Source organism: Aeromicrobium sp. 9AM (assembly GCF_902506105.1).
Classification (GTDB): Bacteria; Actinomycetota; Actinomycetes; order Propionibacteriales; family Nocardioidaceae; genus Aeromicrobium.
Genome location: NZ_LR733304.1, coordinates 565,119 through 588,918, shown reverse-complemented (window position 1 = coordinate 588,918; position 23,800 = coordinate 565,119). Strand labels below are relative to the sequence as shown.

Below are 23,800 nucleotides of genomic sequence, written 5' to 3'. Positions count from 1 at the left end.
TCGCGGGGTGAGGCAGGATAGACGGCGTGGACGGGCATGGGGACGAGCAGGCCGACTGGCCCGATCCGGCGCGCCCGCAACCCCCTGAGCAGCCCGCGCAGCCCGAGCAGTCCCGCCTGGGCCGATCAGCGCAGATCGCCGGTCGGGTGTCCTCGGGCACTGCCCGCCTCGTCGCCAAGGGCAGCACCTCGGCGTTCACGGCATCCCGCCGGTTCACGCACTCGGGCGGTGCCGGCGAGAGCGGCCTCTCCCGGCTTCTCGAGCTGCACGCGTTCAACACCGCCGGCGACGCCGCCTTCGCCATCTCGCTGGCCGGGACGCTGTTCTTCACCGTCCCGACGGGCGAGGCGACGGGCCAGGTGACGCTGTTCCTGGTCCTGACGATGCTGCCCTTCGCCGTCGTCGCCCCCCTCATCGGACCGTTCCTCGATCGCTTCCGCCGAGGCCGTCGCTGGGCCATCGGCGCGACCCTGGCGATCCGCGCGTTCTGCTGCTGGGTGCTGGCCGGCGCGATCTCGTCCGACAACCCGCCGCCGTCGTTCTACTTCGCGGCCCTCGGGTGTCTCGTGGCGTCCAAGGCGTACGGCGTGACCCGCGCCTCGGCCGTCCCGCGGCTCCTGCCGACCGAGTTCACGCTGGTCAAGGCCAACTCCCGCATCTCCCTGACCGGCACCGCCGCTGCGGCCATCTCGGCTCCCCTGGCCGGTGGAGCCGCTGCCATCGGCGCGGAGTGGGCCGTCCGCTACGCCGCCCTGCTGTTCGTCGTCGGCACGATCCTCGCGATCCTGCTGCCCGCCCGCGTCGACTCCAGCGAGGGCGAGGAACAGGTCGACCTCACCAAGATCGCGACCGGCGCCGCCAAGAAGGGCATCAGCATCTCGCGCGATGTCGTCAACGCGCTGCGCAGCAACTCGGGGCTGCGGCTCCTGTCGGGCTTCCTCACGATCTTCATGGCCTTCACGCTGCGCGATCCTCCTGACTCGATGGGCTGGCACGGCAACGCGACGGTCCTGCTGGGCCTCGTGATCGGCGGCGCCGGCGCCGGCAACACGATCGGCACGCTCATCGCATCGCTGACCAAGTCCCGGCGGCCCGAACGGGTCGTCATCGCGGTCCTGGTGCTCGACGTCGCCGTCGTGGTCACGGTCGCGGTGTTCTTCACGTGGTGGACCGCCGTCGTCCTCGGCCTCACCGTGGGGTTGTGCCAGTCGCTCGGCAAGCTCAGCCTCGACGCCCTCATCCAGCGCGACGTCGCCGAGCGGGTCCGCACGAGCATGTTCGCGCGCTCGGAGACCCTCCTCCAGCTGTCGTGGGTCATCGGCGGCCTGATCGGCATCGGCCTGTTCACGGTCGACGCGACCCCGCGCATCGGCCTGCTCGTGACGGCCGTCCTGCTCGTCGCGTGGCTCGCCTTCGTGCTCAGCCGGGCCAGGCGCAAGTCCGGGTCAGGCGAGGACGGCCGCCAGTCCGAAGAGCACGGGTATCGACGCGAGCGTGGTGACCGCGACACTGTCCCGGGCCAGTAGCTCCGACCGCTGGAAACGCGAGGCGTAGACGAACACGTTCTGGGCCGTCGGCAACGCGGCCATGACGGTCAGGCCGAAGACCTCGTGCGAGTCGAGGCCGAACGCGAAGCGCGCCAACACGTACGCGACGGCGGGCATCCACACGAGCTTGAGCACGGCGATCACCGCGATCTCCCGCCGGTGCGCCGAGCCGATCGCGCCGCCGAACCGCAGCGAGACGCCGTACGCCAGGAGTGCACCCGGCACCGCCATGCCGCCGAGCAGCTTGATGGGCTCACCGACGATCTCGGGCAGGTCGATCCCCGCGACCGAGACCAGCACGCCGCACACGGCGGCGACCGAGACCGGATTGCGTACGCCGGCCAGTGCGAGCGTCCACGGTGTCGGCCGACGGCCGGTCGCCTCGAGGTCGAGCACCGACAGGGCCAGCGGGGCGTAGACGATCAGCTGCAGCACCATGATCGGCACCGCGAAGGCGGCATCACCCAGGACGTAGACCGCGATGGGCAGGCCAAGATAGCCGCCGTTGGCGTACGACGCCGAGAGCGCGCCGATCACGATGTGCGACATCGAGCGGCCGCGGCGGCGCGCCAGCGGCACGTAGACGACGAGCACCGCGAGCACGGTGAGCCCCGCGATCGCGAAGCCGACACCCAGCACGTCGGAGACGTCGGTGCGGGAGAGCAGGTCGATCAGCAGCGCGGGCGTCGCCACGAAGTAGACCAGGCGCGACAGCACCCGCTGCGAGTCCTGGCCGAGCACCCCGGCGTGAGCCAGGCCGAGGCCCAGGGCGATCAGGATCCCGATGACCCCGAAACCCTGGATGACCCCTGTCAGAGCTCGAGCTCGCTCGCGACGGCGCGGAGCACCTGGGCCGCCGACTTGCCCTTCTTGGCGTCGGGGTGGCGACCGTGACGGTAGCCCTCACCGAGCGTGTCGAGCAGCCGGATGAGGTCCTCGACGATGACCGCCATCGTCTCGGGATCCTTGCGGCGCGCGTGCGACTGGGCCCGCGACACCGAGGTGACGGGGTCGAGGACGCGTACCTGGAGCGCTTGGTCGCCGCGGCTGCCCTGCACGATGCCGAACTCGACACGCGTGCCGGCCTTGAGCGTCGTGACGCCGTCGGGCAGCGCGTCGGAGCGCACGTGGACGTCCGGCCCGTCCTCCTGCGTCAGGAAACCGAATCCCTTGTCCGCGTCGTACCACTTCACTTTGCCCGTGGGCATGGCGCTGTCCTCTGGTCGTCGGTGGCTGCTGCTGCCTCCAGCCTAGTCGGACGGCTTCGCCTCTGTGGGCGGCGGTGGTTTCGGGGTCCGGTCCTCGAACGTGACCTCGACGGACTGGAACCCCTTGTGCCGCTGGGACTTGGCGTACGCCGCGTACGCCTTCTGATCGGCTTTCGTCAGGATCACGTTGTCGGTGAACGGGGTCAGCAGCGCGCGCGGATAGAGGTGCCGCCGCAGCACGACGTTCACCTCCAGGCCCAGCACGACCATGACGGCTGCGATGAAGATGAAGGCGATCAGGCCGAGGACCAGCGCGAACGTGCCGTTCATCTGGTTGTCCTTCGCCTTGAGGATGACCTCGCTGACGTAGGTGCTGCCGATCCACTGCAGTCCCTGCCACAGGAGCGCCGTGACGAAGGCGCCCGGCAGCACCGAACGCCAGCCCGCGCGGCCGTGGCTGATCAGCCGGTAGACGCTGACGAAGATCGCGATCGTCAGGACGAAACCGACCAGGCGGATGAGCCAGCGCAGGGTCGTCTCGAGGTCAGGCCCCAGTGCGTCGGGGTTCGCGAGCACCGAGGTGGCGATCGCCAGTGCGAGGATGCCGGCCCCGCTGATTGCCAGGAACAGGATGCTGCGAAGCCGCAGGATGATGGGGTTGGCCCGGCTGTTGCGCGGCACCGACCAGGCGATGTTGGCCGCGTTCTGGACCGCCTGGCCGAGGCCCATGGCGCCGTAAAGGGCGACGATCGAACCGATCACGATCGTGGTCGTGCTGCCCTTGATCCCTTCGGGCTGGCCCAGCTGCGTGCCGATGATCGGGAACTGGCTCAGAGCCGAGTCAATCAGCTCATCGCGGAGGCTGGGATTGTCCTGCAGGACGAAGCCCAGGATCGACGAGCCGAGCAGCAACAGCGGGAAGATCGCGATGAAGGCGTAGTAGGCGACGATCGCGGCGAGATAGGGCCCCTGGTCGTCGAAGTACTTGTAGACCACGGCGATGGGAAAGCTGATCGCCGGATGCTTGCGCTGGAACGCGTCGACCGGGCCGATGCGCGGGGTCATGGCAGGTACGGTTCCAGCGCCGCGGCGATCGCGTTGAAGCGTGCCTCGTCGAGCACGGCGCCCTCACGGCGTACGGCTGCCGGGTCGACGGTGAGGAACCGGTTGATCCGTACCTCGCTCGGCCGGCCCGCGGGATCCCAGGGACCCGTGCCCACGTCGAACCAGAACCTGCCCTCGGCCGCTTCCTGCTCCATGTCGCGGTCGTGGTCCTTCGACGTCATCGGGATCGCGATCAGGCTCGCTCCCTCCCGGGCGACGATCAGCACCGGTCGGTCCTTGCCCTGCGTCGGATCGTCCTCGTACGACACCCACGTCCAGACGACCTCGCCCGGGTCCGGCCGTCCGTCCGGATGCGGGTCGTACGCGATGTCCACCGGGCCAGCCTGCCACAGGCACCGCGTGACGACGCGCTGATCGTCACCGAGGCGTCAGACCGCGGTCCCGAGCTCGTGCGCCTCTCCTGCGTACGCCTTGCGCAGACCTGCCCGTGCGCGCATCCCCAGGGCGGCCACCGCATTGGGTGTCATGCCGAGCTCAGCGGCGAGGTCACGCGGCCGCAGGCCTTCGACCTCCAGCTGCCACAGCACGCGCCGCCAGCGGTCGGGCAGCGCCTGGAACGCCCGCTCGACGTCGTCGTGCTCGAGGACGGCACTGGCGTCGCCCTGCAGGTGCCCCCACGTCTCGATGTCGTCGACCAGCACCAGGCGCCGCTCGCGGGCGGCCCGCCGGCCGGCTTCGTGGCGGACGGCCGTCAGCAGGTAGGCACGCAGCGAGATCGTGGGCCCACGTCCGCGCCGCAGCAGGTCGAAGGTCATGGCGAATGCCTCGGCGACGACGTCGTCGACGTCGGCAGGGCGAACGTAACGCCTGGCCGTCTGCCTCAGCAGCGACACGTGACGCCGGAACAGCACGGCATATGCTTCGACGCTTCCGCCTCGCGTGAGGAGCACCAGCTCGCCATCGGTCAGCGCGGTCGATACGTCGTCGTCCATGAGGCTCCGTCCTTGGGGGTGATCCAGTTATCGCCCAATGCGCGGCGTTCCTCCAGCGCTGTTGCGACCACCTGTGGACAACCCGGCACCGGTCCTCGACGAGACGCCGCACAATCGTCCTCGGAGGTGGTGCCGCATGTCAGAGCCCGTGCCGACGCTCACGTTGAGCGAGCTGGGCGCCGCCCTGGCCCGCGGCTGGCGGGTCCTCCTGGGTGGCGTGCTCACCGGCATCGTCACCGGCGTGGTCCTGCATCTCGCACTCCCCCAGACCTACTCGGCGACCGCCTCCGTGCAGGTCGAGGCGACCGGCGTGGACCCACTCGCCCAGACCGATCCGCGCCCCGTCGACATGGCCACCGAGGAGACCATCGCGGCGTCGCGGGGCATCGCGGGCTCACGCACCGTCGACGTCCACGCCGCCGGGGAGTCGTCCGTGCTGCGGATCAGCCACACCAGTGGCACGCCGCGGGCAGCGGCGGGCGGGGCCAACGCCGTGGCACGCGCCTACCTCGCCGATCGCTCACGGCGGGCCGGCGAGGCCTTGCGCCGGCTGCGCGCCACGCTGACCAAGCAGGTCGATGCACTGCCCAAGAAGGCCGCTGCGTCGCAGGTCCAACCGATCGCCGCCGACCTGGCCCGGGCCCGCCGGTTGCAGGCCGGCGGCGGAACGCTCATCGACGCTGCCCGGCCGCCCGAACGGGGCAACCTGCCCGGTCTGCCGGTGATGTGCCTCGCGGGTGCCGTCCTCGGGCTGCTCGGCACCATGCCGCTGGCAGCCCTGCGCTCGCGGCCCGCCCGCGGGGCGAGCCGTGTCGTCATGCTCGACGTCGAGCCCTCGGCCACGACCGAGCTCAGGCAGGCCGCCTCAGCCCTGGCGGACCAGGTGCTCGTGCTGCGCGAGACCGATGCGAGCCTGCCGCTGGCCGAGCAGTGGTGCCGTCATCTCCGGTCGGTGGGCATACCGGCGAGCGTCGTCCACGCCCATCCCCGCGATTCGTGACGAGGTCAATCAGTCAAACTCCGGGAGCTCGCGCTTCATGACCTTGCCCGTGGGGTTGCGGGGCAGCTCGTCGAGGAACATCGTGCGGCGTGGCACGGCGAACCGGGCGACGTGCTCCTTGGCGTACGCGACGAGCTCGCTCTCGCTCAGCGACGCACCGTCCTTGACCACGACGTATGCCGCGAGGGCCTGGCCGAACGCCGGGTCGTCGACGCCGGTCACCACCACGTCGGCGATGTCCGGGTGCTCGATGAGGGCATCCTCCAGCTCACGCGGGAAGACGTTCTCGCCGCCGGAGATGATCATGTCGTCGTCACGGCCCGACACGAACAGCCGGCCGTTCTCGTCGAAGAAGCCGAGGTCTCCGGTGTTCATCAGCCCGTCGGCGAATGCCTTGGTGTTGCCGTCGGTGTAGCCGCCGAACGGCATGTCGTTGCCGACGTGGATCACGCCGGTCTCGCCCTGCGGCACCTCCCGCCCGTCGGCGTCGAGGATCTTGACGAACGTGCGGAACGGCGGGGTGCCGGCGGTGCCGGGCGCCTCCCGCAGGTCCTTGGGGCTGGCGATCGTGACCCAGCCGGTCTCGGTGGCACCGTAGAAGTTGTAGACCGAGTCGGTGAACAGGTCCATGAACCGGTTCGCGAGATCGCCGGCGAGCGCCGAGCCGCTGCTCGCGGTGACCTCGAGGGACGACACGTCCGTCTTCTCGACCATGACCGGGTCCGCGTCGACGAGCCGCTGCATCATGAGCGGCACGACGACCAGCACCTTCGCGCGGTACTCGTCGATGTCACGCAGGACCTGCTCGGCCGAGAAGCGCCTCCGCAGGACGTACGTCGGCGCAGTGGACAGGCCGAAGCCGAAGTTGATCAGACCCCACGAGTGGAACAGCGGCGCCGCGAGGACGACCGTGGAGTTGCCGCGGTAGGGAATCGCGCCGAAGAACGCGATGAGCGGCTTGAGGTCGGCCGGCTCCTCGCGCTTGGCACCCTTGGGCAGGCCCGTCGTGCCGGAGGTGAAGATGATGATCTGCCCGTGCCGCGCGGGCTTGGGATGCGCCTTGGCCGGCTGGTCCGCCATGAGTCCCGCGACGGTGGGGTACGTCGCCGTGGCCGGGTCGTCCGACCAGCACAGGATGATCGTGTCGTCGTCGACATCGGCGCCGACGTCGAGGAACTCCTCGTCGAGGATCACGAGCTTTGCGCCCTCACGCTTCGACAGCTCACCGAGCTGCGACCGGCTGGCCATGGTGTTGAGCAGCAGCACGCGGCCACCGGCCTGGATCACGGCGATCAGCGCGATGATCATGTAGCGGTGGTTGCGCGACAGCACAGCGACCGAGTCACCGGCTTCGATGCCGCGGTCCTTGAGCGCCTGGGTGAACTGGTTGATCTGCTCCGCGAGCTCGGACCAGGTCAGCTCGCCGGCGTCGTCGATGATCGCGAGCTGGTTGGGGAACCGCTTGGCGGCTGCATTGACCCCCGATGGCAGGCCCGGGCCCCACTTCACGAGCTGCAGCCCGGCCCCGATGAGGCGGTGCGGAAGGACCGGCTTCAACATCCCGATCTGACGAAAGACCTTCAGCGTGTAGCTCAGCTCGTTCATGCCGTCGCCTCCCCAAGAAGCCCACGATACGGAGGCGCCGGCATGAAGGCCGCCTGATGGTTCACTCGCTGTCGCTCGTTCATGCAACTCCAGTGTCCGGGTTTCCACGACGCTAACGCGCCGGGCTGAACCTCGGAAGCGTAACAACGAGTTACAGAATTCGCCGGTCGGTGTGACCCATCCAACGGAAGCGTCAGTGCGCGCCGTCGCGGGCCAGCACGGCCTTCACGGTGCGCACGATGATGGCGATGTCGAGACGGAGGTTCCAGTTGTTGACGTACTGCAGGTCCATCCGGATCGACTCCTCCCACGACAGCGCGGACCGCCCGCTGACCTGCCACAGGCCCGTCATACCGGGCTTGACGTGGAGGCGGCGCCAGACCCATTCGCTGTAGAGCGAGGTCTCCGACTCGAGGGCGGGCCGGGGACCGACGAGGGACATGTCGCCCTTGACGACGTTGATCAGCTGCGGGAGCTCGTCGAGCGACGTCTTGCGCAGGAAGCGGCCGAACCGGGTGATGCGCGGGTCGTGGCGCAGCTTGAACAGCGGACCGGCACCCTCGTTGCGGTCCCGCAACGAGTCGAGCCGGGCCTCGGCGTCGATGACCATGGTGCGGAACTTGTAGATCACGAACGGCTTGCCGTCGCGCCCCGTACGTACCTGCCGGAAGATCGCCGGGCCCCGCGAGCCGAACCGGATGCCGAACGCCAGCACCAGCAGGAGCGGCGAGAGGAGCACCAGTGCGATCGCGGCGGCCACCCGGTCGAGCACCGACTTGGCCAGCAGCGACATGAGGTGATCGTTGGGTGCGCGGAGCGAGAGGGCGATCTGGTCGCCGACACGGCGCGGCTTGAGGTACTCGACGTGGTCGTTCATGTCGGCCACCACGAGGCACTCGACCTCGGCCCGTTGCAGCGCCCAGGCGAGGTGGCGCAGGGCCGGAGTGGCGAACGCCCGGCCGCTCGCGATGACGACCGATCTGGCCCGATGCTCGGACACCGCCGCCAGCACCTCGCGGACGACCTGCGCGAGGCTGTCGTCCGACACCGCCCCGGCCGGGGCGAGCTCGTGCGGTGCGCGCCACGAGCACGTGGCCATGATGTTGATGTCGTTGCGGTCGGCCCAACGGGCGGCGAGCCGGTCGACGGACTCGACCTGGCCGACCAGGATCGTCGGCAGGCGGCGCAGGAGGCGGCCGTGGACCAGAGCCGAAGCAGCCGAGACCGCCGGCGCCGCGAGCACCGCGATCGCAGCCTGGCGGATCGTCGCCGTGCTCTCGGCGCCCGCGAGGATCAGCACGAGTCCCGCCGCGCCGAGCATTTCGACGAACCGGATCGCCGGCTTGTAGGAGCGCGACCGCTCGTACGCGGGCAGGGCCGCGAAGCTGTAGGCGAGCCAGGCGCCGACCAGGGCCAAGGCGCCTGCCGTCCACGCATCGGGGAGGGCGAGCTCGCGGACGGCGAGGTACCAGGTGGCGGCGAACGCGCCGAGGTAGCCGAGCACACCCGTACGCAGCACGACGAGAGGGAAGCCGCGGAGACCGCGACGCCGCGCCTGGCGAACCGGGAGCTCGGTCTTCAGCCCCCGCAGGGGCACGGAGATGTCGAGTACGGCCATCAGATGCCCTTGCCGAACCGGTTGGCGACCCGGGCAACGAACCGCGGCGACATGAGCCGGTAGGAGATGAGCAGGCCCAGCCAGGCGCGCAGGTTGAGCGGCTGCGATCGCAGCACGGGCCGCAACCACGTCCGCGACTCCGCCCGGCGACCTGCGGCGGCCAGCGCGAAGCCGACCTGCGAGCCGATGCGAGCGGCAGCGGGCTCCTCGCGCAGCTCCGGATGCTTGTCGACGAGGTAGGTGAGCCCGGCGGCGTACTGGGACCACTTGCCGTAGAAGAACGACTCCCCGGACCAGCGGACGGAGACGAGTGGCTCGTTGACGAGCCGGATCACCGAGCACTGCGAGGTCGTGAGCAGGACGTCGTAGTCCTCCCCGTAGCTGCCCGGCAGGTCCTCGTCGATGAGACCGACCTGGTCGACCAGCACGTCGCGGCGGAACACGAAGCTGCTGGAGTGGAGCCCGGCGATCCGGTCGCGGACAAGGTCGGCGTGGCCGACGATCGACAGCGGCACCGGCCGCTCGTGCGTCGTGCGGCCGTCGTCGACCAGCATCGCCGTGCCGACGAGCCCGGTCTCCGGATGCTCGGCGAAAACCGCCATCTGCGCGTCCAGCTTGCGCGGCAGCCAGGTGTCGTCGTCATCGAGAAAGGCGACGAAGTCGTGCTTGGACAGCAGGATGCCGGTGTTGCGGGCGCCGGCAAGACCTCGGGCTCGCTCGTTGACGACGCCGGTCAGCGTGCGGTTCGGGCCGGTCACGACGTCGGGAAGCTCGATCTCGCAGGCGTCGAACACGACGACGATGTCGATCGGACCGGCGTACGCCTGGTCGATGATGCTCTGCACCGCAAGCCGCATGAGCTCCGGCCGGTTGTGCGTGGGGACGACCGCCGTGACGCCCGGCGGCTGGGACGTCGTCATTCGCCGCGGTCGGTCAGGAACGCGCGCAGCATCGAGCTCGACGTGTGGCGCGTGTACGGGAAGTAGACGACAGTCACGCCGAGCTCGCCCATCCGGCGTTCGAGCCGATAGCCCTTGGGCGTGCCCTGCCAGTCGTCGCCCTTGAAGATGGCGTCGAACGGGCGCTGCTGCCACATCGCGACCTTGTCCTCGGACCGGTCGATCACGACCTCGTCGACGATGCCCAGCGACGAGATGATGTCGATCCGCTCGTCGCACGGCACGACGGGCGGCCGGCCCTTGAGGTTGTCGACGTACTCGTCGCTGGCGACACCCACGACCAGGTGGTGGCAGTGGTTGCGGGCGCGGCGCAGCAGGTTGAGGTGTCCGACATGGAACATGTCGAAGACCCCGCTGGTGTAGCCGACCCCGAACTTCTTTCGTACGTCATTCAAAGCGCTGACCTTCAGTCGTTGGTTGTGCCTTGAGAGAGCAACGAAGAGACCAAACGTGACGGGACCTCGACTGTGACGCCCGCAATACGCGCCTGGACGCCGTCGCCGCCGGCCTGCACCGAGACCGCACCGCCCAGGTCGACGCTGACCTTGGGCTGTGACTGCGGCTGCGGCGCGGCTGTGGGAGGCGGCGAAGCGACCGATCCCTTGTCCGGCGTGGACTGCGCCTCGTCCGGCTTCGCGTCGGTGCCGGCGACCGGCGTGGTCGTGCGCGGCGAGGGCTTCCGGGCAGCGGGCTTGGAGTGCGCCTGGGGCTGGGCCGCGACGGAGGCGACCTTGGCCCGGTTGGCGTGTGGCGCCTCGGCCTGCGAGGTCATGGGATGCCGAGGGGGGTCGACCACGTCGCTTCCCGTCACGCCCATGACCGTCGCCGCGGTGACGGCAGCCACCGTTGCGGACGGCGTCACGACAGCGATTGCTGCCTTGCCGACCGCGACCAGGTTCGCACTCAGCCAGGCCCAGCTGCCGGTGACCCCGGCGCCGATGATCCCGAGGAGCGAAACCCCTGCCGCGGCTGGGACGGCCACCGACCCGACCTCACGGTTGACCTCCTGGAGGTCCTCATGGACCGCGGTGCACTCCAAGCAGGTCGCGATGTGCGCTCGCACCTCGGCCTGATCACGCGCCGGCGCGGTCTCTCGCACGTACGCCGAGAGCTTGCCCCGCACGTCTCGGCACTCGCGGCTGCTGATCGGCTGGCTGTCGTTGACGTGCTGCTGCAGGTAGGCCTCGCGCAACCCGGAGCGGGCCCGGTAGGCCAGAGCCGACACCCCGTTGGGCGACAGCTCGAGCAGCGGTCCGAGCTCCTGCGGCTTGCGCCCCTCGACGTCCAGGTGCCACAGGACGGTGCGCCATCGAGCCGGCAGCGACTCGTACGCATCGCGGATCGCCGACTTCTCGAAGTCCTCCATGTCGCCGCCGCCGAACGGTACGACGGAGTCGATCTGGCGTTCGTCGTCCGTCGGCATGACGCGCTGGCGAGCCTTGGCCCGCCGGCCGGCCTCGTGCCGGATCGTGGTGAACAGGTAGGCGCGGAACGCCCGGTCCGGCCCCTTGCCCCGTCGCACCAGGTCGAGCACCTGGGCGAAGGACTCCGAGACGATGTCGTCGGCCTCCTCGCGGGCGCCGAGATGGCGGGCGAGTCGATGAGCGGCATAGCTGTGTCTCGCGAACAGCGCGCCGTACGCACCGTCGTGGCCGCGACGGGCCAGCGAGAGCAGGTCGGTGTCGTCGAGCTCAGTGAATGACAGCTCGGTGAGTGATGACTCGGTGAGCGATGGTGTAGTGCCGTGATCGGCACCGGTGTGGATATCTCGCACGTTTAGCCCCTGGATGTCGTGCTGCCGACCAAGATCGTTGGCCGGCCGCAGTTCGTCCCCCCTGGATTGCGATACCGGGAGCATGACAAACCTCGACGGAGTAGTCCACCCGAAGGGAAGGCGCCCGGAGTTCTTAGGAATCGTCTAGACCTGATAGCCGAGGTGTGACGGATGAGACTTTGGTGTCCCAGTTGAACTAATTCACGCGTAAATTGAACGTTCTACCATCGTTCGGCATCACGCGAGCGTGACGACTTATGCAAATTTGGACATTCGTGTGATTTAACTCTCATCTGCGGTTTGTGGTTTCGAACGTCATATTCGGATACATGGCGGCTCTCTCCTGTTGGGCCATCCGACCGGGTGCCCCATGAAACCCTTCGACGGGTCCCCGACCGGTGACCCGAACCTTCGAGGAAGTCACCATGGCAACCGCTCCCCAACCTGTGCAGCTCACCGACATCGCAGGGCGCCTCAAGCGCCACTGGACGGTCGTCGCCGTGCTCGCGATCCTTGGCCTGATCCTCGGCGTGCTGGCGTCCTTCGCCATCCCCGCGAGCTACTCCGCGACCACGACCGTTTCGGTCAACCCGATGAACGCCGATCCGGTCGGCTCATCGGCCGACAGCACCAAGTCGATCAACATGCCGACCGAGAAGGGGCTCGTGACCTCGCAGAAGGTCGCGCAGGCTGCCGCAGACCTGCTGCGCGTGCACTCGATCGACGCCGAGCAGGTCAAGGACTCCACCACGGTCGAGAGCCCCGAGGACTCGCTGATCCTCACGATCCACTTCAGCGCTGACTCCGCCAAGCGCGCCGCCGCCGGGGCCGACGCCGTAGCCGAGGCCTACCTCATGACCCGCCGCTCGGCCGCCTCCGACCAGGTCGATCGCCTCGTCAAGGCCGCGAACGAGCAGATCAGCGAGATCCAGGACAAGGCGGACAAGCCGGCGTACGAGACCCCGGTCGCCCGTCGATCGCTGGGCATCCAGGCCGATGCCCTCGGCACGAAGCTCGCTGAGCTCAGCAACCTCGACCTCGACCCGGGGCAGATCGTCGGCAAGGCCGACACCCCCAGCAGCCCGTCGACTCCCAGCGCGGTGTCGCTCGGACTCGCCGGCCTGTTCCTCGGCGTCCTCGCCGGTATCCCGATCGCCCTGCTCCGCAAGGAGGAGGACTCCGAGATCGGCGGCGTCGACGGCCTTCACTCGATCGGCGACCAGATCGTGCTCGACGGCACCAAGGACACCAACCGCGCCGACACATGGGACATCGCGGCGTTCATGCTCAAGATCCCCACCGAGCTCGACCCAGAGGGTCCGTTCGTCATCCTGGTCGACGCCGAGGAAGAGCCCGGGCGCTCGATCACGTGCGGCCAGGAGCTCGCCGACGCGCTCCAGCGCCGCGGCCGCACGGCCCGGTTCGTCGATGCCGGCGCGATCAACGAAGGCAAGATCAGCCGCGGGTGGCCGACCGACAAGAAGCGCATCACGTGGGCCGGCGAGATCATCATCATCGACACGACCCGCCTGACGTCAGATGCCAACAAGGTGGCGCTCGCGACCCGCTCGGACTCGGTGCTCCTGGCGCGTTCGACGGCGGACGACGCGGAGGCGCTGCGCCGGTTCGCGGGCCTGCTGAGGTCCAAGAACATCGACATCGCCCTGACGGCGCTCTTCCCGGCCCGCGCCGACATGCTCACCCTCGCCCGCTGACCAAGCCAAGGTCGCCGCAGAGAATGGCCGCGGTGGAACTCACCGCAAGGTGAGAAGACCGCCGCGGCAGGGCGCCGCAAGGAATGCAAGGTCGCTGCGGAACTCACGGCGAGGTCGAAAGACCGCCGCGGCAGGACGCCGCAAGGTGACTCCGCGACGCACCCTCTCGCCGCAAGGTCAAAAGACCGTTGCGGGAGGGCGCCTCAAGGGATGCAAGGTCGCCGCGGAACTCACGGCGAGGTGGAAAGACCGTTGCGGGAGGGCGCCGAGCTGACGAGGCCGTTGTGGCCCGTCGACGAGCCGGCGACGCAACGAAGGACGACAAGCCAACGACGCTTGTCGATGGGCGACAACTGACTTGTCAGCGCTGGCGACGACGATGCAACGCGCAGCCGACGACGCGCATGCGGGAGCCCAACGACGCAAACCAACCCCGACTAACCCCGATGCGCCACGAGGGCCAGCAGCCCCAGCTGGCGCCGCATGACCCAGCTGATCGCGAGATACACCCCGCCGATCCCGATCAGGGCTCCGCCGAGCACCGGTAGCGACGATCCGAGCAGCATCCGCACCGCCGCTCCGAGCACCCCCACGACCGTGACGGAGAGTCCCGCGGCGACGAGCATCTGACGCCCTTGCGGACGTACGCCCATGAGCCGCTGCACCTGCCACACGACCACGATGGTGTCGGCGACGATCGTGATGGCCCACGCGACGGCGGCGCCCTCGATGCCCCACAGCGGGATGAGGACCAGGTCGAGGGCGATGTTGAGCATGAGGGCCAGCGACTTGTCGGCGAGTTGCCAGCTGCTGCGGCCACCCATGAGCAGGATCGTCTGCACCGTGCCCGCGGCCGTGGCCAGGCCCATCGCGACGCACAGCACAGCGAGGGAGATCGCGCCGTCGTCGAATCCGGGGCCGAACAGCGCGAGGACCGCGTCGCCGAAGATCGCGAGCAGGAGGAAGAACGGCCACGCGAGCCAAATCATCGCCGCGGTCACCAGGCCGTAGATCTCGCGCGCCTCCTCGAGGTCGCCGCGGGCGAGGGCGGCGCTGACCTGCGGGCCGACGGCGACCCGGGCGGCGCTCTGGATGACCTCACCGGCCCTGGCGCACCGGGTCACGACGGCGTAGATACCGGCCTGCTCCGGCGAAGTGAGTGCGCCGACAAGCAGGACGTCCATCCACTCCAGCAATATCTCCACAGCAGCCGACACGCCTCGGGTCGCGCTGAAGGCCCAGAACTCCGCCGAGAGCCTGCGGCGATCGGCATCGCGTGCCGGGGCGGGGACCAGGCCGCCGGCGTGGCGCACCGTGAGGCGTACGGCGACGGCGATCGCGGCCGCCAGCACGATGGCGACGGGTGCCAGCCAGGCGCCGAGGATCCCGACGACTCCCCATCCGGCCACGACTGCCAGGCCGACGCCGACGAGGCGCAGGACAGGGAGCCCGATGCTCTGCAGCAGTGGGTATGCCAGGACGCCGCCGAGCCCCCGGACGATCGCGAGGACCACGGCGAGCAGCGACGACAGGACGGCCGTCGCGGCGGCCACGACGACGAAGCTCCCGGGCAAGGACTCGAACAGGTGCGGGTACGTCTTGACGGCCCCGGCGGCGAGCACGACGACCAGCACGCCGGAGACGAGAACCGGGCCGAGAGCGATCCGCGCCAGGCGCGGCACGTCGACCTCGCGACCTCGGGCGCGCGCCGCCGACACGTACCGCACGAGGCCCGTGTCGGCGCCGAGCTCGGCGATGCTCGACACGATCATGAAGACCGCGACCACCAGGAAGTACGTGCCCGCTCCGACCGTGCCGAGGTGGTGGCCGACGATCGCGGCCAGCAGGAGGCCGATCACCGAGCCGATGCCGCCACCCACCAGGTTGACCGCACCGGCCCAGGCGATGCCACGGGGCTCGGTCTTGGTGTCAGCCATCGCCGCTGGGGCCACCCGGTCCGGTGCCGTCGAGGCCGTAGCGCCGGCGCAGCAGCATCGCCGCGACCAGCATGATCGTGAGGAACTGCATGATGTCGAGTCCGTAGACGACGATGATGGCGCTCGCGACGACCAGCACGCTGTGCAGGACGAGGTCGACATCGCCCGGCGCGCGGATCGTCCGCAACGTGGTGCCCCACAGGAACGTGAGGAACAGCGCGAGCCCGACGAACCCGAAGCTGAACATCAGCATCCAGACGTAGCCCTGCGTCCCGAGCGAGATCTCGTGCGCCGGTGACGGCCGGGGCGCGCCGTAGCCGAGCAGGGGCGACTGGAGGGTCCGCTTGAACGTCTCGTCGTAGAGCGAGAACCGCGTGCCGGACGAGTCGCCGTAGTGCTGCCGGGTGGCGATCTGGCCGAGCAGTCCGTTACCGACCAGGACGGCCGCCCCCACGACGCCGAGGACCGCGATCGCGAGCACCGGTGCCGCGCGGTCCCGCGCGGCCAGACGCACCACGACATAGACGGCGGCGAGGATGAGCCCGGCGAACATCCCACGGTTGCCGGTCGCCATGGCCGGCCCGACCATTGCCGCGAGCCCGCCGACGATCGCGACCCGGAGGTAGCGCGACTTCGTCATCATGAAGCAGGCCACGGCCACCGGCGTGAGCAGGACGATCGCGACGCCCCAGCTGTTGGCGTACGGGAATGGTGCCGACGGACGTACGAACGTCTGCGGCGAGCCCCATGGATGCTGGATCTCGGCGAACGGCGGGAAGAACAGGTCGTGGACGTACGCGTTGCTGGTCAGCGACTCCGGCAGCAGGAGGCCGACGGGAGTCGACAGCCGTACCTCGGGGAACGCCAGGCCGAGCAGCCCGCCGGCGACCGCGACGAACCACACGAACGTCAGGCCACTGACGATCCGGCGCCGGCTCAGCGCCGCACCGGCACTGATCGTGTAGACGAACGCCGTGCCGACGATCGCGAGGATCGAGAACCGGTAGACCAGCCCGAGCATGCGGGCGGCCGAGTCGATCATGACGGCGCACGGGATGACCCAGGCGACGAACGCCGTGAACGCATAGACGCCCGGCACGAAACGGACCGACCGGCTGTGAGCCAGGAACGACAGCATCACGACGGTGAGCAGGACGCCGGTGATGACCGTGGCGCCCAGGGCCCAGAAGACCGGGAACCCCCACAGCAGGGTCAGGACCGGCCACGCCGGCAGGCTGTCGCGCCCGGCGGTGGGCGCCGGCGCCGCCCGGGTGTCGGCGACCGTCGCACTCACGCGCTGCTCCTCGCCAACGCCGCGAGCTCGCGGTAGCGCCGCACCAGGGTCGCCGCCAGCAGCAACGCGTTGAGGGCGCCCATGACGCCGTACGCCCACAGGAAGCCGGTGGTCAGCGGCCACAGGAGGACCACGAAGTTGAGCAACCCGGTGTCGGCCGGGGCCTGGATCCAGGTGCCGAATTTGGGCACCGAGTCAGGGCCTGCGATCGGGTCTCGGCGGGCCAGCTGCTCGGCGAGGATCTGGGCGAAGAACCGCACCGTGGAGACGAGGCCGAACGCGAGCGGGATCAACAGCACTACGTCGGGCACGTCCGCGTAGCGGTGCAGGCCCACCAGCACAGCGAGGTGGAACAGCAGGTGACGGCCCGAGTCGACGACGTGGTCGAGCCACTCCCCCGCCGGCGAGCCGCCACCACGCAGCCGGGCCAGCTGGCCGTCGGCGGAGTCGAACGCGAACCCGAGCTGCAGCAGCAGCATCGCGCCGATGGCCGACGCCGCGGACGGGGAGACGGCCACCAGCAATGCGGCGCCACCGAGGAACGACGCGAAGCTCGCGGCCGTCATGTGGTTGGGCGTCAGCCGCCCCTGTGCTGCGACCGACGCGATCGCCCGGCCGAGTCGGCGGTTGACGGCGCGCATGTACCACGGCACGCCCGCACCGCTCTTCTGCGCGTTGGCCAGCTGCTGGTACGCCTCGCGCACCCCCTGCTTGGTGTCGACCTGGGTCATGAGGTCGCGATCAGACGAAGATCCATGCTGCTGCTGGGCGTCGTGCGGTAGTTGCTGTGCACCTCGACCGCGACGGTGTTGGCCCCGGCGTGCAGCAGCGAGACCGGCACGTCGAAGGTCACCTCGTTGGCGACCGCCGTCGCCGTGTTGGGAGCAGAGCTGGCGTACGTCGTGGCGGTGAGCGCCCCGGCCGGGAGGTTGGAGCGGCCGACCTCGGTGCCGTTGACGTACACCGCGACACCGTCGTCCGCGCGCGTCGTGAGCTTGACAGTCTTGAACGCGCCGGGATCGGCGACGGTGAACGCGCTGCGGTAGTACGACGTGAGCGCCCGCGTCTGTCCGGCGGGCACGTCGATGTTGGTCGCGATCGGTCCGGTGCCCCAGCCCAGCGGCGCGATGCCGGTTGCCCAGCCGCCCGTGCCGGTCTGCCAGCCGCCGGCGACCGGGGTGGTGTTGTCGAAGTAGTAGGACCAGGTGGCACCGGCCGGGACGAGGGTCGTCGTGACGACACTTGCCGGCGCCGTGGTCACGGGAGTCGAGGCCGAGCGGTTGCCCCAGCTGTCCACCGCCCGCACGAAGAAGCGGTCTCCCCCGGAGACGCCAGGCACCGTTGCGCTCGTGGTGGTGCTGGTCGCGACGACGCGGTCGTTGCGCAGAACCTCGTACGTGACGCCCGATGTCGAGCTCGCGCTCCAGCTGACCGTCGCCGAGCCGTTGGCGTTCGCGACCGTGAGGTTTGCCGGCGTGGCCGGCGCGGTGTGCGGCCGCGGGGCGAACCGCACGAAGCCACCGACCCAGCCGTTGCTGCCGTTCTCCTTGACCGCCGAGGTGAACGTGCCGCCGGCCCACAGCGTGCCGTCGGTCGCGACCTGCAGCGCCCAGGCGCCGCGCCCCTGCCGGGCCTTCATCTCAGGCGTGAAGTCAGGGACGTAGTCACCGGTGATGGCATCCCACGCGCCGACGAAGAAGATCTTGTCGGCCTGCGACCACGAGATGCTGGTCGAGCCCGGGCTCGTGGTGTCGTACGCCGTGGTGTCCTCATAGACCCAGTTGAGGCAGTGGCAGCCGGCGAACACGAGGCCGTTGCCGGACGCGATCGCCTGGATGTCGCCGCCGGACTTGGTGATGTGGGTGTTCTCGAGGGCGAACGTGCTGGTGTCGTACGAGAACATGCTGTGCTGCGAGCCGCCGAGCCACACCTTGTCGCCGACCTGCTTGACCGCCTGCTGGTAGCGCGCGGTTCCGGACGTGCTGAACGTCGGCTGCCAGGCCGGGGTGATCCGGGGTGCGCCGGCCGTCGTGCTGAACGCGGCGGCCCGATCGGCCGTGACGCCGTTGGCGGTGGTGAAGTAGCCCGAGAAGTAGACCCGTGACTTGTCGTCGCTGACGTCCAGTGCCGTGCCGGTGCCGTTGAACTCAGGGTTCCAGTTGTTGTCGGCCGTGCCGTTGGACAGCAGGATGCGGGCGCCACCCTTGGCGTAGCGGTCGGCGATGCCCGGCTTGGTGAAGTGCGTGAAGGCACCCGTCGCGTAGAGATAGGTGCCATCGGTGTCGAGGCCGCGCACCGAGACGACGCCGCCCGTCGACCGGTTGACGACGTCGGTCTGCCAGCTCGTGTCGAGCGCACCGGTCGTCGGGTTGAGCACGACGAGACCGCTGCGCGCGACGGTGCCGACCTTGGTGAACTCGCCGCCCACCGCGAGCCTGCCGTCCGGCAGCGCGAGGAGCGCCTTGACCTGGCTGTTGAGCACGGGCTTGAAACCGGGGATGTAGTCACCGGTCGTCGCGTTGAACGCAGCAAGGTAGGGCTGGGCGACCTTGTCCGCGCCGGTCGCGGCCGACCCCTTCTGCACGGTCGTGTAGTTGCCGCCGACGTACATGACGTTGCCGATCTGGGCGAACGCCTGGACCTCGGACGCGTTCTCGCTCGTGCCGCCCGCGCCGAGGCCGGTGACACCCCACGCGGAGGTCAGCGAGCCGTTCTTGGGCACGGCCTTGATGGTCTGCGCCGGTGTGCCCGAGCTGGGGATCGCGGCGAATGTGAGGTCGCTGGTCCGCAACGTCGGCCTGATGAACACCTGCGTGAACGGCGAGCCGTAGGCTCCGCCGTCCGCCGACGAGTAGATGTAGCTGCTCGCCGAGGTGGAGCCGGTCCCCGCCGCGCCGAAGTTGAAGCCGCGCACGTAGTTGTTGGACACCGACTCGTATGTCCACATCCGCTTGTACTCGTTGTCGACGGAGATGCTGAACGTCGTGGTGTTCGAGACCGTCGAGCCGCCGACCGTGGCGGAGTCGAGCGGGTAGCCGGCGCCGAAGGCCCAGCTCCAGCGATCGCGGGAGTTGGCGCGGTACTTCCAACGGGACTCCTGCCAGCTGGTGCCGGCCTGGTTGATGGCCCGACGGAGGCGCACACCGTCGCTGAACGAGTCGAGGCGGCGCCCGCCGAGCAGGCCGTCGACGACCTTGGAGTCGAGCTGGCGGGGCTTGAACGCGGCGGTGCCGGTGACCGTGTCGGCGACCTGCGACGGGGTGGCGTTGCCGTTGTAGGCGAGGGACCAGCCGTCGCGACCGCGACCGACGAGCTCCCAGCCGCCGCCGTCGGTCGTCATGTCGCAGTAGATCTTGGTGGGCGTCTGCAGTTGTGGCGTCAGGATCCAGTAGACGCCGCTCGCCGCACCCGAGTCGACCTGCTTGGCCTCCCAGCACGAGGCCGCGGCGGTGGCCTGAGTCGTCCCGTCGGTGGTGACGGCGGCCTGCGCAGGAGCGCCGACGGCGACCAGTGCACCGGTCGAGACGACAGCAGCGGCCAGTACCAGGCGGGCATGACGGAGAGTGGGAGCTCGCACGACGAAGATTTCCTCAGACTGTGGGCGACGATGGCCGGACACCGGCACAGCCGGGTCCCAGAGGTATAGAGGCCCGACACCCGTTCTCATGACGAGATGGGCTCGCCCTTTCCGCGAGACCTACGTCACGGCGCGGCGTACGTCTGCAGCTCGGCCGCCTCGTCGTCGGTGAACACGCGCGAGCGGATGATGAAGCGGTTGCCCGTCGGGCCCTCGATCGAGAACCCTGCGCCCCTGCCGGGAACGACGTCGATCGTGATGTGGGTGTGCGACCAGTAGGCGAACTGCTCGCGTGAGATCCACACGGGTGCCGGTTCGGTCGCGCCGTACTCGAGATCGCCGAGGTGGACGTCCTGGGGCCCGGTCAGGAAGGTGCCTTGCGTGAAGCACATCGGCGCCGACCCGTCGCAGCAGCCGCCGGACTGGTGGAACATCAGCGGCTTGGCGTGCGATGCCCGGAGGCTGCGGAGCAGGTCCGCAGCCTCCGGTGTGATCGCAACACGTTCCACCGTCACGACGGCGCTCCCATCCCGTTCATCAGAAGAAGCCGAGCTTGTTCTGGTCGTACGACACCAGCAGGTTCTTGGTCTGCTGGTAGTGGTCGAGCATCATCTTGTGGTTCTCCCGGCCGATGCCCGAGGACTTGTAGCCACCGAACGCCGCGTGCGCGGGGTACTGGTGATAGCAGTTGGTCCACACGCGGCCGGCCTGGATGTCGCGGCCGGCCCGGTATGCGGTGTGGGTGTCGCGCGACCAGACGCCGGCGCCGAGTCCGTACAACGTGTCGTTCGCGATCTCGATCGCCTCGTCGTAGTTCTCGAAGCCCGTCACCGACACGACCGGGCCGAAGATCTCCTCCTGGAAGATGCGCATCTTGTTGTGGCCCTGGAAGATCGTCGGGGCGACGTAGTAACCGCCCGACAGGTCGCCGCCGAGGTCCACGCGCTCGCCGCCGGTGACGATGCGGGCACCCTCCTGCACGCCGATGTCGAAGTAGGACAGGATCTTCTCGAGCTGGTCGTTGCTGGCCTGCGCGCCGATCATCGTGGCGTCGTCGAGCGGGTTGCCCTGGACGATCTGCTTGACCCGGTCGGTCGCGGCGGGCAGGAACTGCTCGAGGATCGAGTTCTGGATCAGACCGCGGCTCGGGCAGGTGCACACCTCGCCCTGGTTGAGGGCGAACATCGCGAAGCCCTCGAGCGCCTTGTCGTAGAACGCGTCGTCCTTGCTGGCGACGTCCTCGAAGAAGATGTTGGGGCTCTTGCCACCGAGCTCGAGCGTCGCCGGGATGAGGTTCTGGCTGGCGTACTGGGCGATCAGCCGCCCGGTCGTGGTCTCGCCGGTGAACGCGATCTTGCGGATGCGGCTGCTGGAGGCAAGCGGTGCGCCGGCCTCGACACCGAAGCCGTTGACGACGTTGATGACGCCGGCCGGGAGCAGGTCGGCGATGAGCTCCATCAGCAGCATGATCGACGCGGGGGTCTGCTCGGCGGGCTTGAGCACCACCGCGTTGCCGGCCGCGAGGGCCGGGGCGAGCTTCCACGTCGCCATCAGCAGCGGGAAGTTCCACGGGATGATCTGACCGACGACGCCGAGCGGCTCGTGGAAGTGGTACGCCACGGTGTCGTTGTCGAGCTGCGACAGCGCGCCCTCCTGAGCGCGGATCGCGCCCGCGAAGTAGCGGAAGTGGTCGACCACGAGCGGCAGGTCCGCCGCGAGGCACTCGCGCACCGGCTTGCCGTTGTCCCAGGTCTCGCCGACGGCGAGCATCTCGAGGTTCTGCTCGATGCGGTCGGCGATCTTGTTGAGGATGTTGGCGCGCTCGGTGACGGACGTCTTGCCCCAGGCGGGCGCCGCAGCATGGGCGGCGTCGAGGGCCAGCTCGATGTCCTCCGCGGTGCCGCGGGCCACCTCGCAGAACACCTTGCCGTTGACCGGCGAGGGGTTCTCGAAGTACTCACCCTTGACCGGTGCGACGTACTCGCCACCGATCCAGTTGTCGTAGCGAGGCTTGTACGTGACGACGCTTCCTTCGGCTCCGGGCTGCGCGTAGACGGTCATGGTGCTCCTTCAGGTCGGGGTGCTGTGACCGTAGTCATGCAACCGTTGCCCGAACGTTGCACGGACGGCCCGCTGAGAGTGACGTTTGCGTCGGGTGGTCCCGGCGAGTCGCGACCCGAACGTCACTCCCAGCGCTTGGCTCAGCCGAGCTCGGCGTCGAGCCTGGCCACGTGGGCGGCGACCTGCGCGTGGCGTGGTGAGGTCGGGGGCAGGATCTGCCGCACTCGCTCCCAGATCTCGAAGTCATCACGTCCGTGCGCGGTGTCGGCGAACGACAGCAGGGCATCGGCGTCGTCGGCAGCGAGCAGGCACGAGCGTACGTACATGTGGAGCTCGTCGCGCAGCTGCTCGACGGCCGGCGCGGTCGAGGCGGGCAGGACGGGCCCGCGGTAGTGCGCGACAGCGCTGCGCACGCGGCCGGCGGCGAGGTCCTCACGCAGCCGGTCGATGTCCGAGGCGATCTCGTTGCGCAGCCGATAGGGCCGCGAATCCAGCTCGATCGGACCCAGCACCGTGCGCAGCCGCGACAGCTCCGCGCGGATCGTGACTTGGGCCTGCTCGTCGTCGCTCAGCGCGACGGCGAGCTCCGCCGTCGTCATGCCGTCGCCGGACTCGGCGAGCAGCAGCAGGATCTCGCTGTGCCGCAGGCTCAGCCGGGTCGTCGTGGTGCCGTGCCGCAGCGTCGCTCCGCGACCACCCAGCACGTCGAGGGCGGGGATGGTCCAGCCGCTGCCTGCGGTCGGAGCCGGCGCGGGACTGAGTCGTTCGATGCGCAGCTCGGCCTCGACGGCGGCGACCGTGGCACGTACGAGGGTCAGGCTCTGCGGAGTCGCGACGTCGGGGCCACCGGTGAGGTCGAGCACGCCGAGGATCGCCCCGGTGTCGGGATCGTGGATCGGGGCGGCCGAGCAGCTCCAGGGCGTGACCTGCCGGGCGAGGTGCTCGGCGCCGAAGATCTGCACCGGACGATCGAGCGCCAGGGCGGTGCCCGGCGCGTTGGTCCCGACGCTGGCCTCGCTCCAGTCGGCGCCGGGCAGGAAGTGCATGTCCTCGGCGCGCGAACGCAGCGACGAGTCGCCCTCGACCCACAGCAGCTGTCCGGCGGCGTCGCTGACCGCGACCAGCAGCCCGGCCTCGGCGGCGCTCTCGACCAGGAGCCGGCGGATGACGGGCATGCCCGCGGCAAGCGGATGGGAGTCGCGGATGTCGGCGAGCGCGTCCTCGTCGAGCCGGATGGCGGCAAGGGCCTGCTCGGGGTCGAGCCCGCCCTCGACGCTGCGGCGCCAGGAGTCGAACACGAGCCGGCGCAACGCGGGATCGACGAGCCCGGTTCTCACGAACTGGTCGTGCGCCTCCTCGAGCCGTCGCGAAAGTGCCGCGGGATCGGCACCCTGCGGCATCGCGAGGTCATGGCGCACCATGCTCGGAGTGTACGTCGCGTGTGATGG

General features: G+C 69.5%; 20 protein-coding genes. 3 read left to right on the top strand and 17 right to left on the bottom strand.

What is annotated here, in order from left to right:
• The first annotated feature begins 26 nt into the window (after nt 1–26).
• Entirely contained in the window at nt 27–1,526 is a 1,500-nt protein-coding gene (locus BOSE46_RS08960; protein WP_159539914.1) for an MFS transporter, read from the top strand.
• Here the strand turns inward: BOSE46_RS08960 and BOSE46_RS08955 are convergent.
• Genes BOSE46_RS08955 through BOSE46_RS08935 form a run of 5 tightly spaced genes read right to left on the bottom strand, consistent with a single transcriptional unit; the run spans nt 1,446 to nt 4,812 of the window.
• Nucleotides 1,446–2,315 carry an AEC family transporter gene (locus tag BOSE46_RS08955; protein ID WP_256366737.1) on the bottom strand — a complete coding sequence of 290 codons (870 nt, stop codon included), beginning with the start codon at nt 2,313–2,315 and terminating at the stop codon, nt 1,446–1,448. The two genes, BOSE46_RS08960 and BOSE46_RS08955, sit on opposite strands and share 81 nt — an antisense overlap.
• A 44-nt stretch (nt 2,316–2,359) precedes the next feature.
• Nucleotides 2,360–2,755, bottom strand: a complete 396-nt coding sequence (locus BOSE46_RS08950) for a cold-shock protein (protein WP_159539912.1) — start codon at nt 2,753–2,755, stop codon at nt 2,360–2,362.
• A 42-nt stretch (nt 2,756–2,797) separates the two neighbouring features.
• Nucleotides 2,798–3,820, bottom strand: coding sequence for a YihY/virulence factor BrkB family protein (locus BOSE46_RS08945; protein ID WP_159539911.1), 1,023 nt, complete (start codon nt 3,818–3,820; stop codon nt 2,798–2,800).
• Nucleotides 3,817–4,194 carry a type II toxin-antitoxin system PemK/MazF family toxin gene (locus tag BOSE46_RS08940; protein WP_236551685.1) on the bottom strand — a complete coding sequence of 126 codons (378 nt, stop codon included), beginning with the start codon at nt 4,192–4,194 and terminating at the stop codon, nt 3,817–3,819. The genes BOSE46_RS08945 and BOSE46_RS08940 overlap by 4 nt, the downstream gene beginning before the upstream one ends.
• A 54-nt stretch (nt 4,195–4,248) precedes the next feature.
• Entirely contained in the window at nt 4,249–4,812 is a 564-nt protein-coding gene (locus tag BOSE46_RS08935) for an RNA polymerase sigma factor (RefSeq protein ID WP_159539910.1), read from the bottom strand.
• A gap of 136 nt (nt 4,813–4,948) precedes the next feature.
• On the opposite strand from BOSE46_RS08935, the gene BOSE46_RS08930 reads away from it, so the two are divergent.
• A complete protein-coding gene (locus BOSE46_RS08930) occupies nt 4,949–5,812 on the top strand; it encodes a hypothetical protein (RefSeq protein WP_159539909.1) in 864 nt (287 codons plus the stop codon).
• Between the two features lie 9 nt (nt 5,813–5,821).
• Here BOSE46_RS08930 and BOSE46_RS08925 read toward each other — a convergent pair whose 3' ends face one another.
• From BOSE46_RS08925 to BOSE46_RS08905, 5 genes are all read right to left on the bottom strand, one after another.
• Complete coding sequence (locus tag BOSE46_RS08925; RefSeq protein WP_159539908.1) at nt 5,822–7,417, bottom strand: AMP-binding protein; 1,596 nt, start codon at nt 7,415–7,417, stop codon at nt 5,822–5,824.
• Between the two features lie 193 nt (nt 7,418–7,610).
• The gene (locus BOSE46_RS08920) at nt 7,611–9,035 is read right to left on the bottom strand and encodes an exopolysaccharide biosynthesis polyprenyl glycosylphosphotransferase (RefSeq protein WP_159539907.1); all 1,425 of its coding nucleotides are present in this window, start codon (nt 9,033–9,035) and stop codon (nt 7,611–7,613) included.
• A complete protein-coding gene (locus BOSE46_RS08915) occupies nt 9,035–9,955 on the bottom strand; it encodes a glycosyltransferase family 2 protein (protein WP_159539906.1) in 921 nt (306 codons plus the stop codon). The genes BOSE46_RS08920 and BOSE46_RS08915 overlap by 1 nt, the downstream gene beginning before the upstream one ends.
• Nucleotides 9,952–10,389 carry an adenylyltransferase/cytidyltransferase family protein gene (locus BOSE46_RS08910; RefSeq protein WP_159539905.1) on the bottom strand — a complete coding sequence of 146 codons (438 nt, stop codon included), beginning with the start codon at nt 10,387–10,389 and terminating at the stop codon, nt 9,952–9,954. The genes BOSE46_RS08915 and BOSE46_RS08910 overlap by 4 nt, the downstream gene beginning before the upstream one ends.
• Nucleotides 10,390–10,400: 11 nt before the next feature.
• Nucleotides 10,401–11,768, bottom strand: a complete 1,368-nt coding sequence (locus tag BOSE46_RS08905; RefSeq protein ID WP_159539904.1) for a sigma-70 family RNA polymerase sigma factor — start codon at nt 11,766–11,768, stop codon at nt 10,401–10,403.
• A 425-nt stretch (nt 11,769–12,193) separates the two neighbouring features.
• Between BOSE46_RS08905 and BOSE46_RS08900 the strand changes: the two genes are divergently transcribed.
• Complete coding sequence (locus BOSE46_RS08900) at nt 12,194–13,483, top strand: Wzz/FepE/Etk N-terminal domain-containing protein (RefSeq protein WP_159539903.1); 1,290 nt, start codon at nt 12,194–12,196, stop codon at nt 13,481–13,483.
• Between the two features lie 437 nt (nt 13,484–13,920).
• Here BOSE46_RS08900 and BOSE46_RS08895 read toward each other — a convergent pair whose 3' ends face one another.
• From BOSE46_RS08895 to BOSE46_RS08865, 7 genes are all read right to left on the bottom strand, one after another.
• Entirely contained in the window at nt 13,921–15,420 is a 1,500-nt protein-coding gene (locus tag BOSE46_RS08895) for a polysaccharide biosynthesis C-terminal domain-containing protein (protein ID WP_159539902.1), read from the bottom strand.
• Nucleotides 15,413–16,714, bottom strand: coding sequence for an O-antigen ligase (locus BOSE46_RS08890; protein WP_159539901.1), 1,302 nt, complete (start codon nt 16,712–16,714; stop codon nt 15,413–15,415). Before BOSE46_RS08890 ends, BOSE46_RS08895 begins: the two co-directional genes overlap by 8 nt.
• Nucleotides 16,711–17,445, bottom strand: coding sequence for a CDP-alcohol phosphatidyltransferase family protein (locus BOSE46_RS08885; RefSeq protein ID WP_159539900.1), 735 nt, complete (start codon nt 17,443–17,445; stop codon nt 16,711–16,713). Before BOSE46_RS08885 ends, BOSE46_RS08890 begins: the two co-directional genes overlap by 4 nt.
• Nucleotides 17,442–20,291, bottom strand: coding sequence for a fibrinogen-like YCDxxxxGGGW domain-containing protein (locus BOSE46_RS08880; protein WP_159539899.1), 2,850 nt, complete (start codon nt 20,289–20,291; stop codon nt 17,442–17,444). The genes BOSE46_RS08885 and BOSE46_RS08880 overlap by 4 nt, the downstream gene beginning before the upstream one ends.
• Nucleotides 20,292–20,416: 125 nt before the next feature.
• Entirely contained in the window at nt 20,417–20,800 is a 384-nt protein-coding gene (locus BOSE46_RS08875) for a DUF779 domain-containing protein (protein WP_159542606.1), read from the bottom strand.
• A gap of 28 nt (nt 20,801–20,828) precedes the next feature.
• Entirely contained in the window at nt 20,829–22,352 is a 1,524-nt protein-coding gene (locus tag BOSE46_RS08870; RefSeq protein WP_159539898.1) for an aldehyde dehydrogenase family protein, read from the bottom strand.
• A gap of 140 nt (nt 22,353–22,492) precedes the next feature.
• Entirely contained in the window at nt 22,493–23,773 is a 1,281-nt protein-coding gene (locus BOSE46_RS08865; protein ID WP_159539897.1) for a GAF domain-containing protein, read from the bottom strand.
• Nucleotides 23,774–23,800 lie beyond the last annotated feature (27 nt).

Coding starts and splice junctions, on each gene's coding strand:
- BOSE46_RS08925 (WP_159539908.1), bottom strand. CDS start 7,417: ATGAACGAGCTGAGCTACACGCTGAAGGTCTTTCGTCAGATCGGGATG.
- BOSE46_RS08895 (WP_159539902.1), bottom strand. CDS start 15,420: ATGGCTGACACCAAGACCGAGCCCCGTGGCATCGCCTGGGCCGGTGCG.
- BOSE46_RS08930 (WP_159539909.1), top strand. CDS start 4,949: ATGTCAGAGCCCGTGCCGACGCTCACGTTGAGCGAGCTGGGCGCCGCC.
- BOSE46_RS08920 (WP_159539907.1), bottom strand. CDS start 9,035: ATGGCCGTACTCGACATCTCCGTGCCCCTGCGGGGGCTGAAGACCGAG.
- BOSE46_RS08915 (WP_159539906.1), bottom strand. CDS start 9,955: ATGACGACGTCCCAGCCGCCGGGCGTCACGGCGGTCGTCCCCACGCAC.
- BOSE46_RS08950 (WP_159539912.1), bottom strand. CDS start 2,755: ATGCCCACGGGCAAAGTGAAGTGGTACGACGCGGACAAGGGATTCGGT.
- BOSE46_RS08900 (WP_159539903.1), top strand. CDS start 12,194: ATGGCAACCGCTCCCCAACCTGTGCAGCTCACCGACATCGCAGGGCGC.
- BOSE46_RS08870 (WP_159539898.1), bottom strand. CDS start 22,352: ATGACCGTCTACGCGCAGCCCGGAGCCGAAGGAAGCGTCGTCACGTAC.
- BOSE46_RS08935 (WP_159539910.1), bottom strand. CDS start 4,812: ATGGACGACGACGTATCGACCGCGCTGACCGATGGCGAGCTGGTGCTC.
- BOSE46_RS08945 (WP_159539911.1), bottom strand. CDS start 3,820: ATGACCCCGCGCATCGGCCCGGTCGACGCGTTCCAGCGCAAGCATCCG.
- BOSE46_RS08885 (WP_159539900.1), bottom strand. CDS start 17,445: ATGACCCAGGTCGACACCAAGCAGGGGGTGCGCGAGGCGTACCAGCAG.
- BOSE46_RS08865 (WP_159539897.1), bottom strand. CDS start 23,773: ATGGTGCGCCATGACCTCGCGATGCCGCAGGGTGCCGATCCCGCGGCA.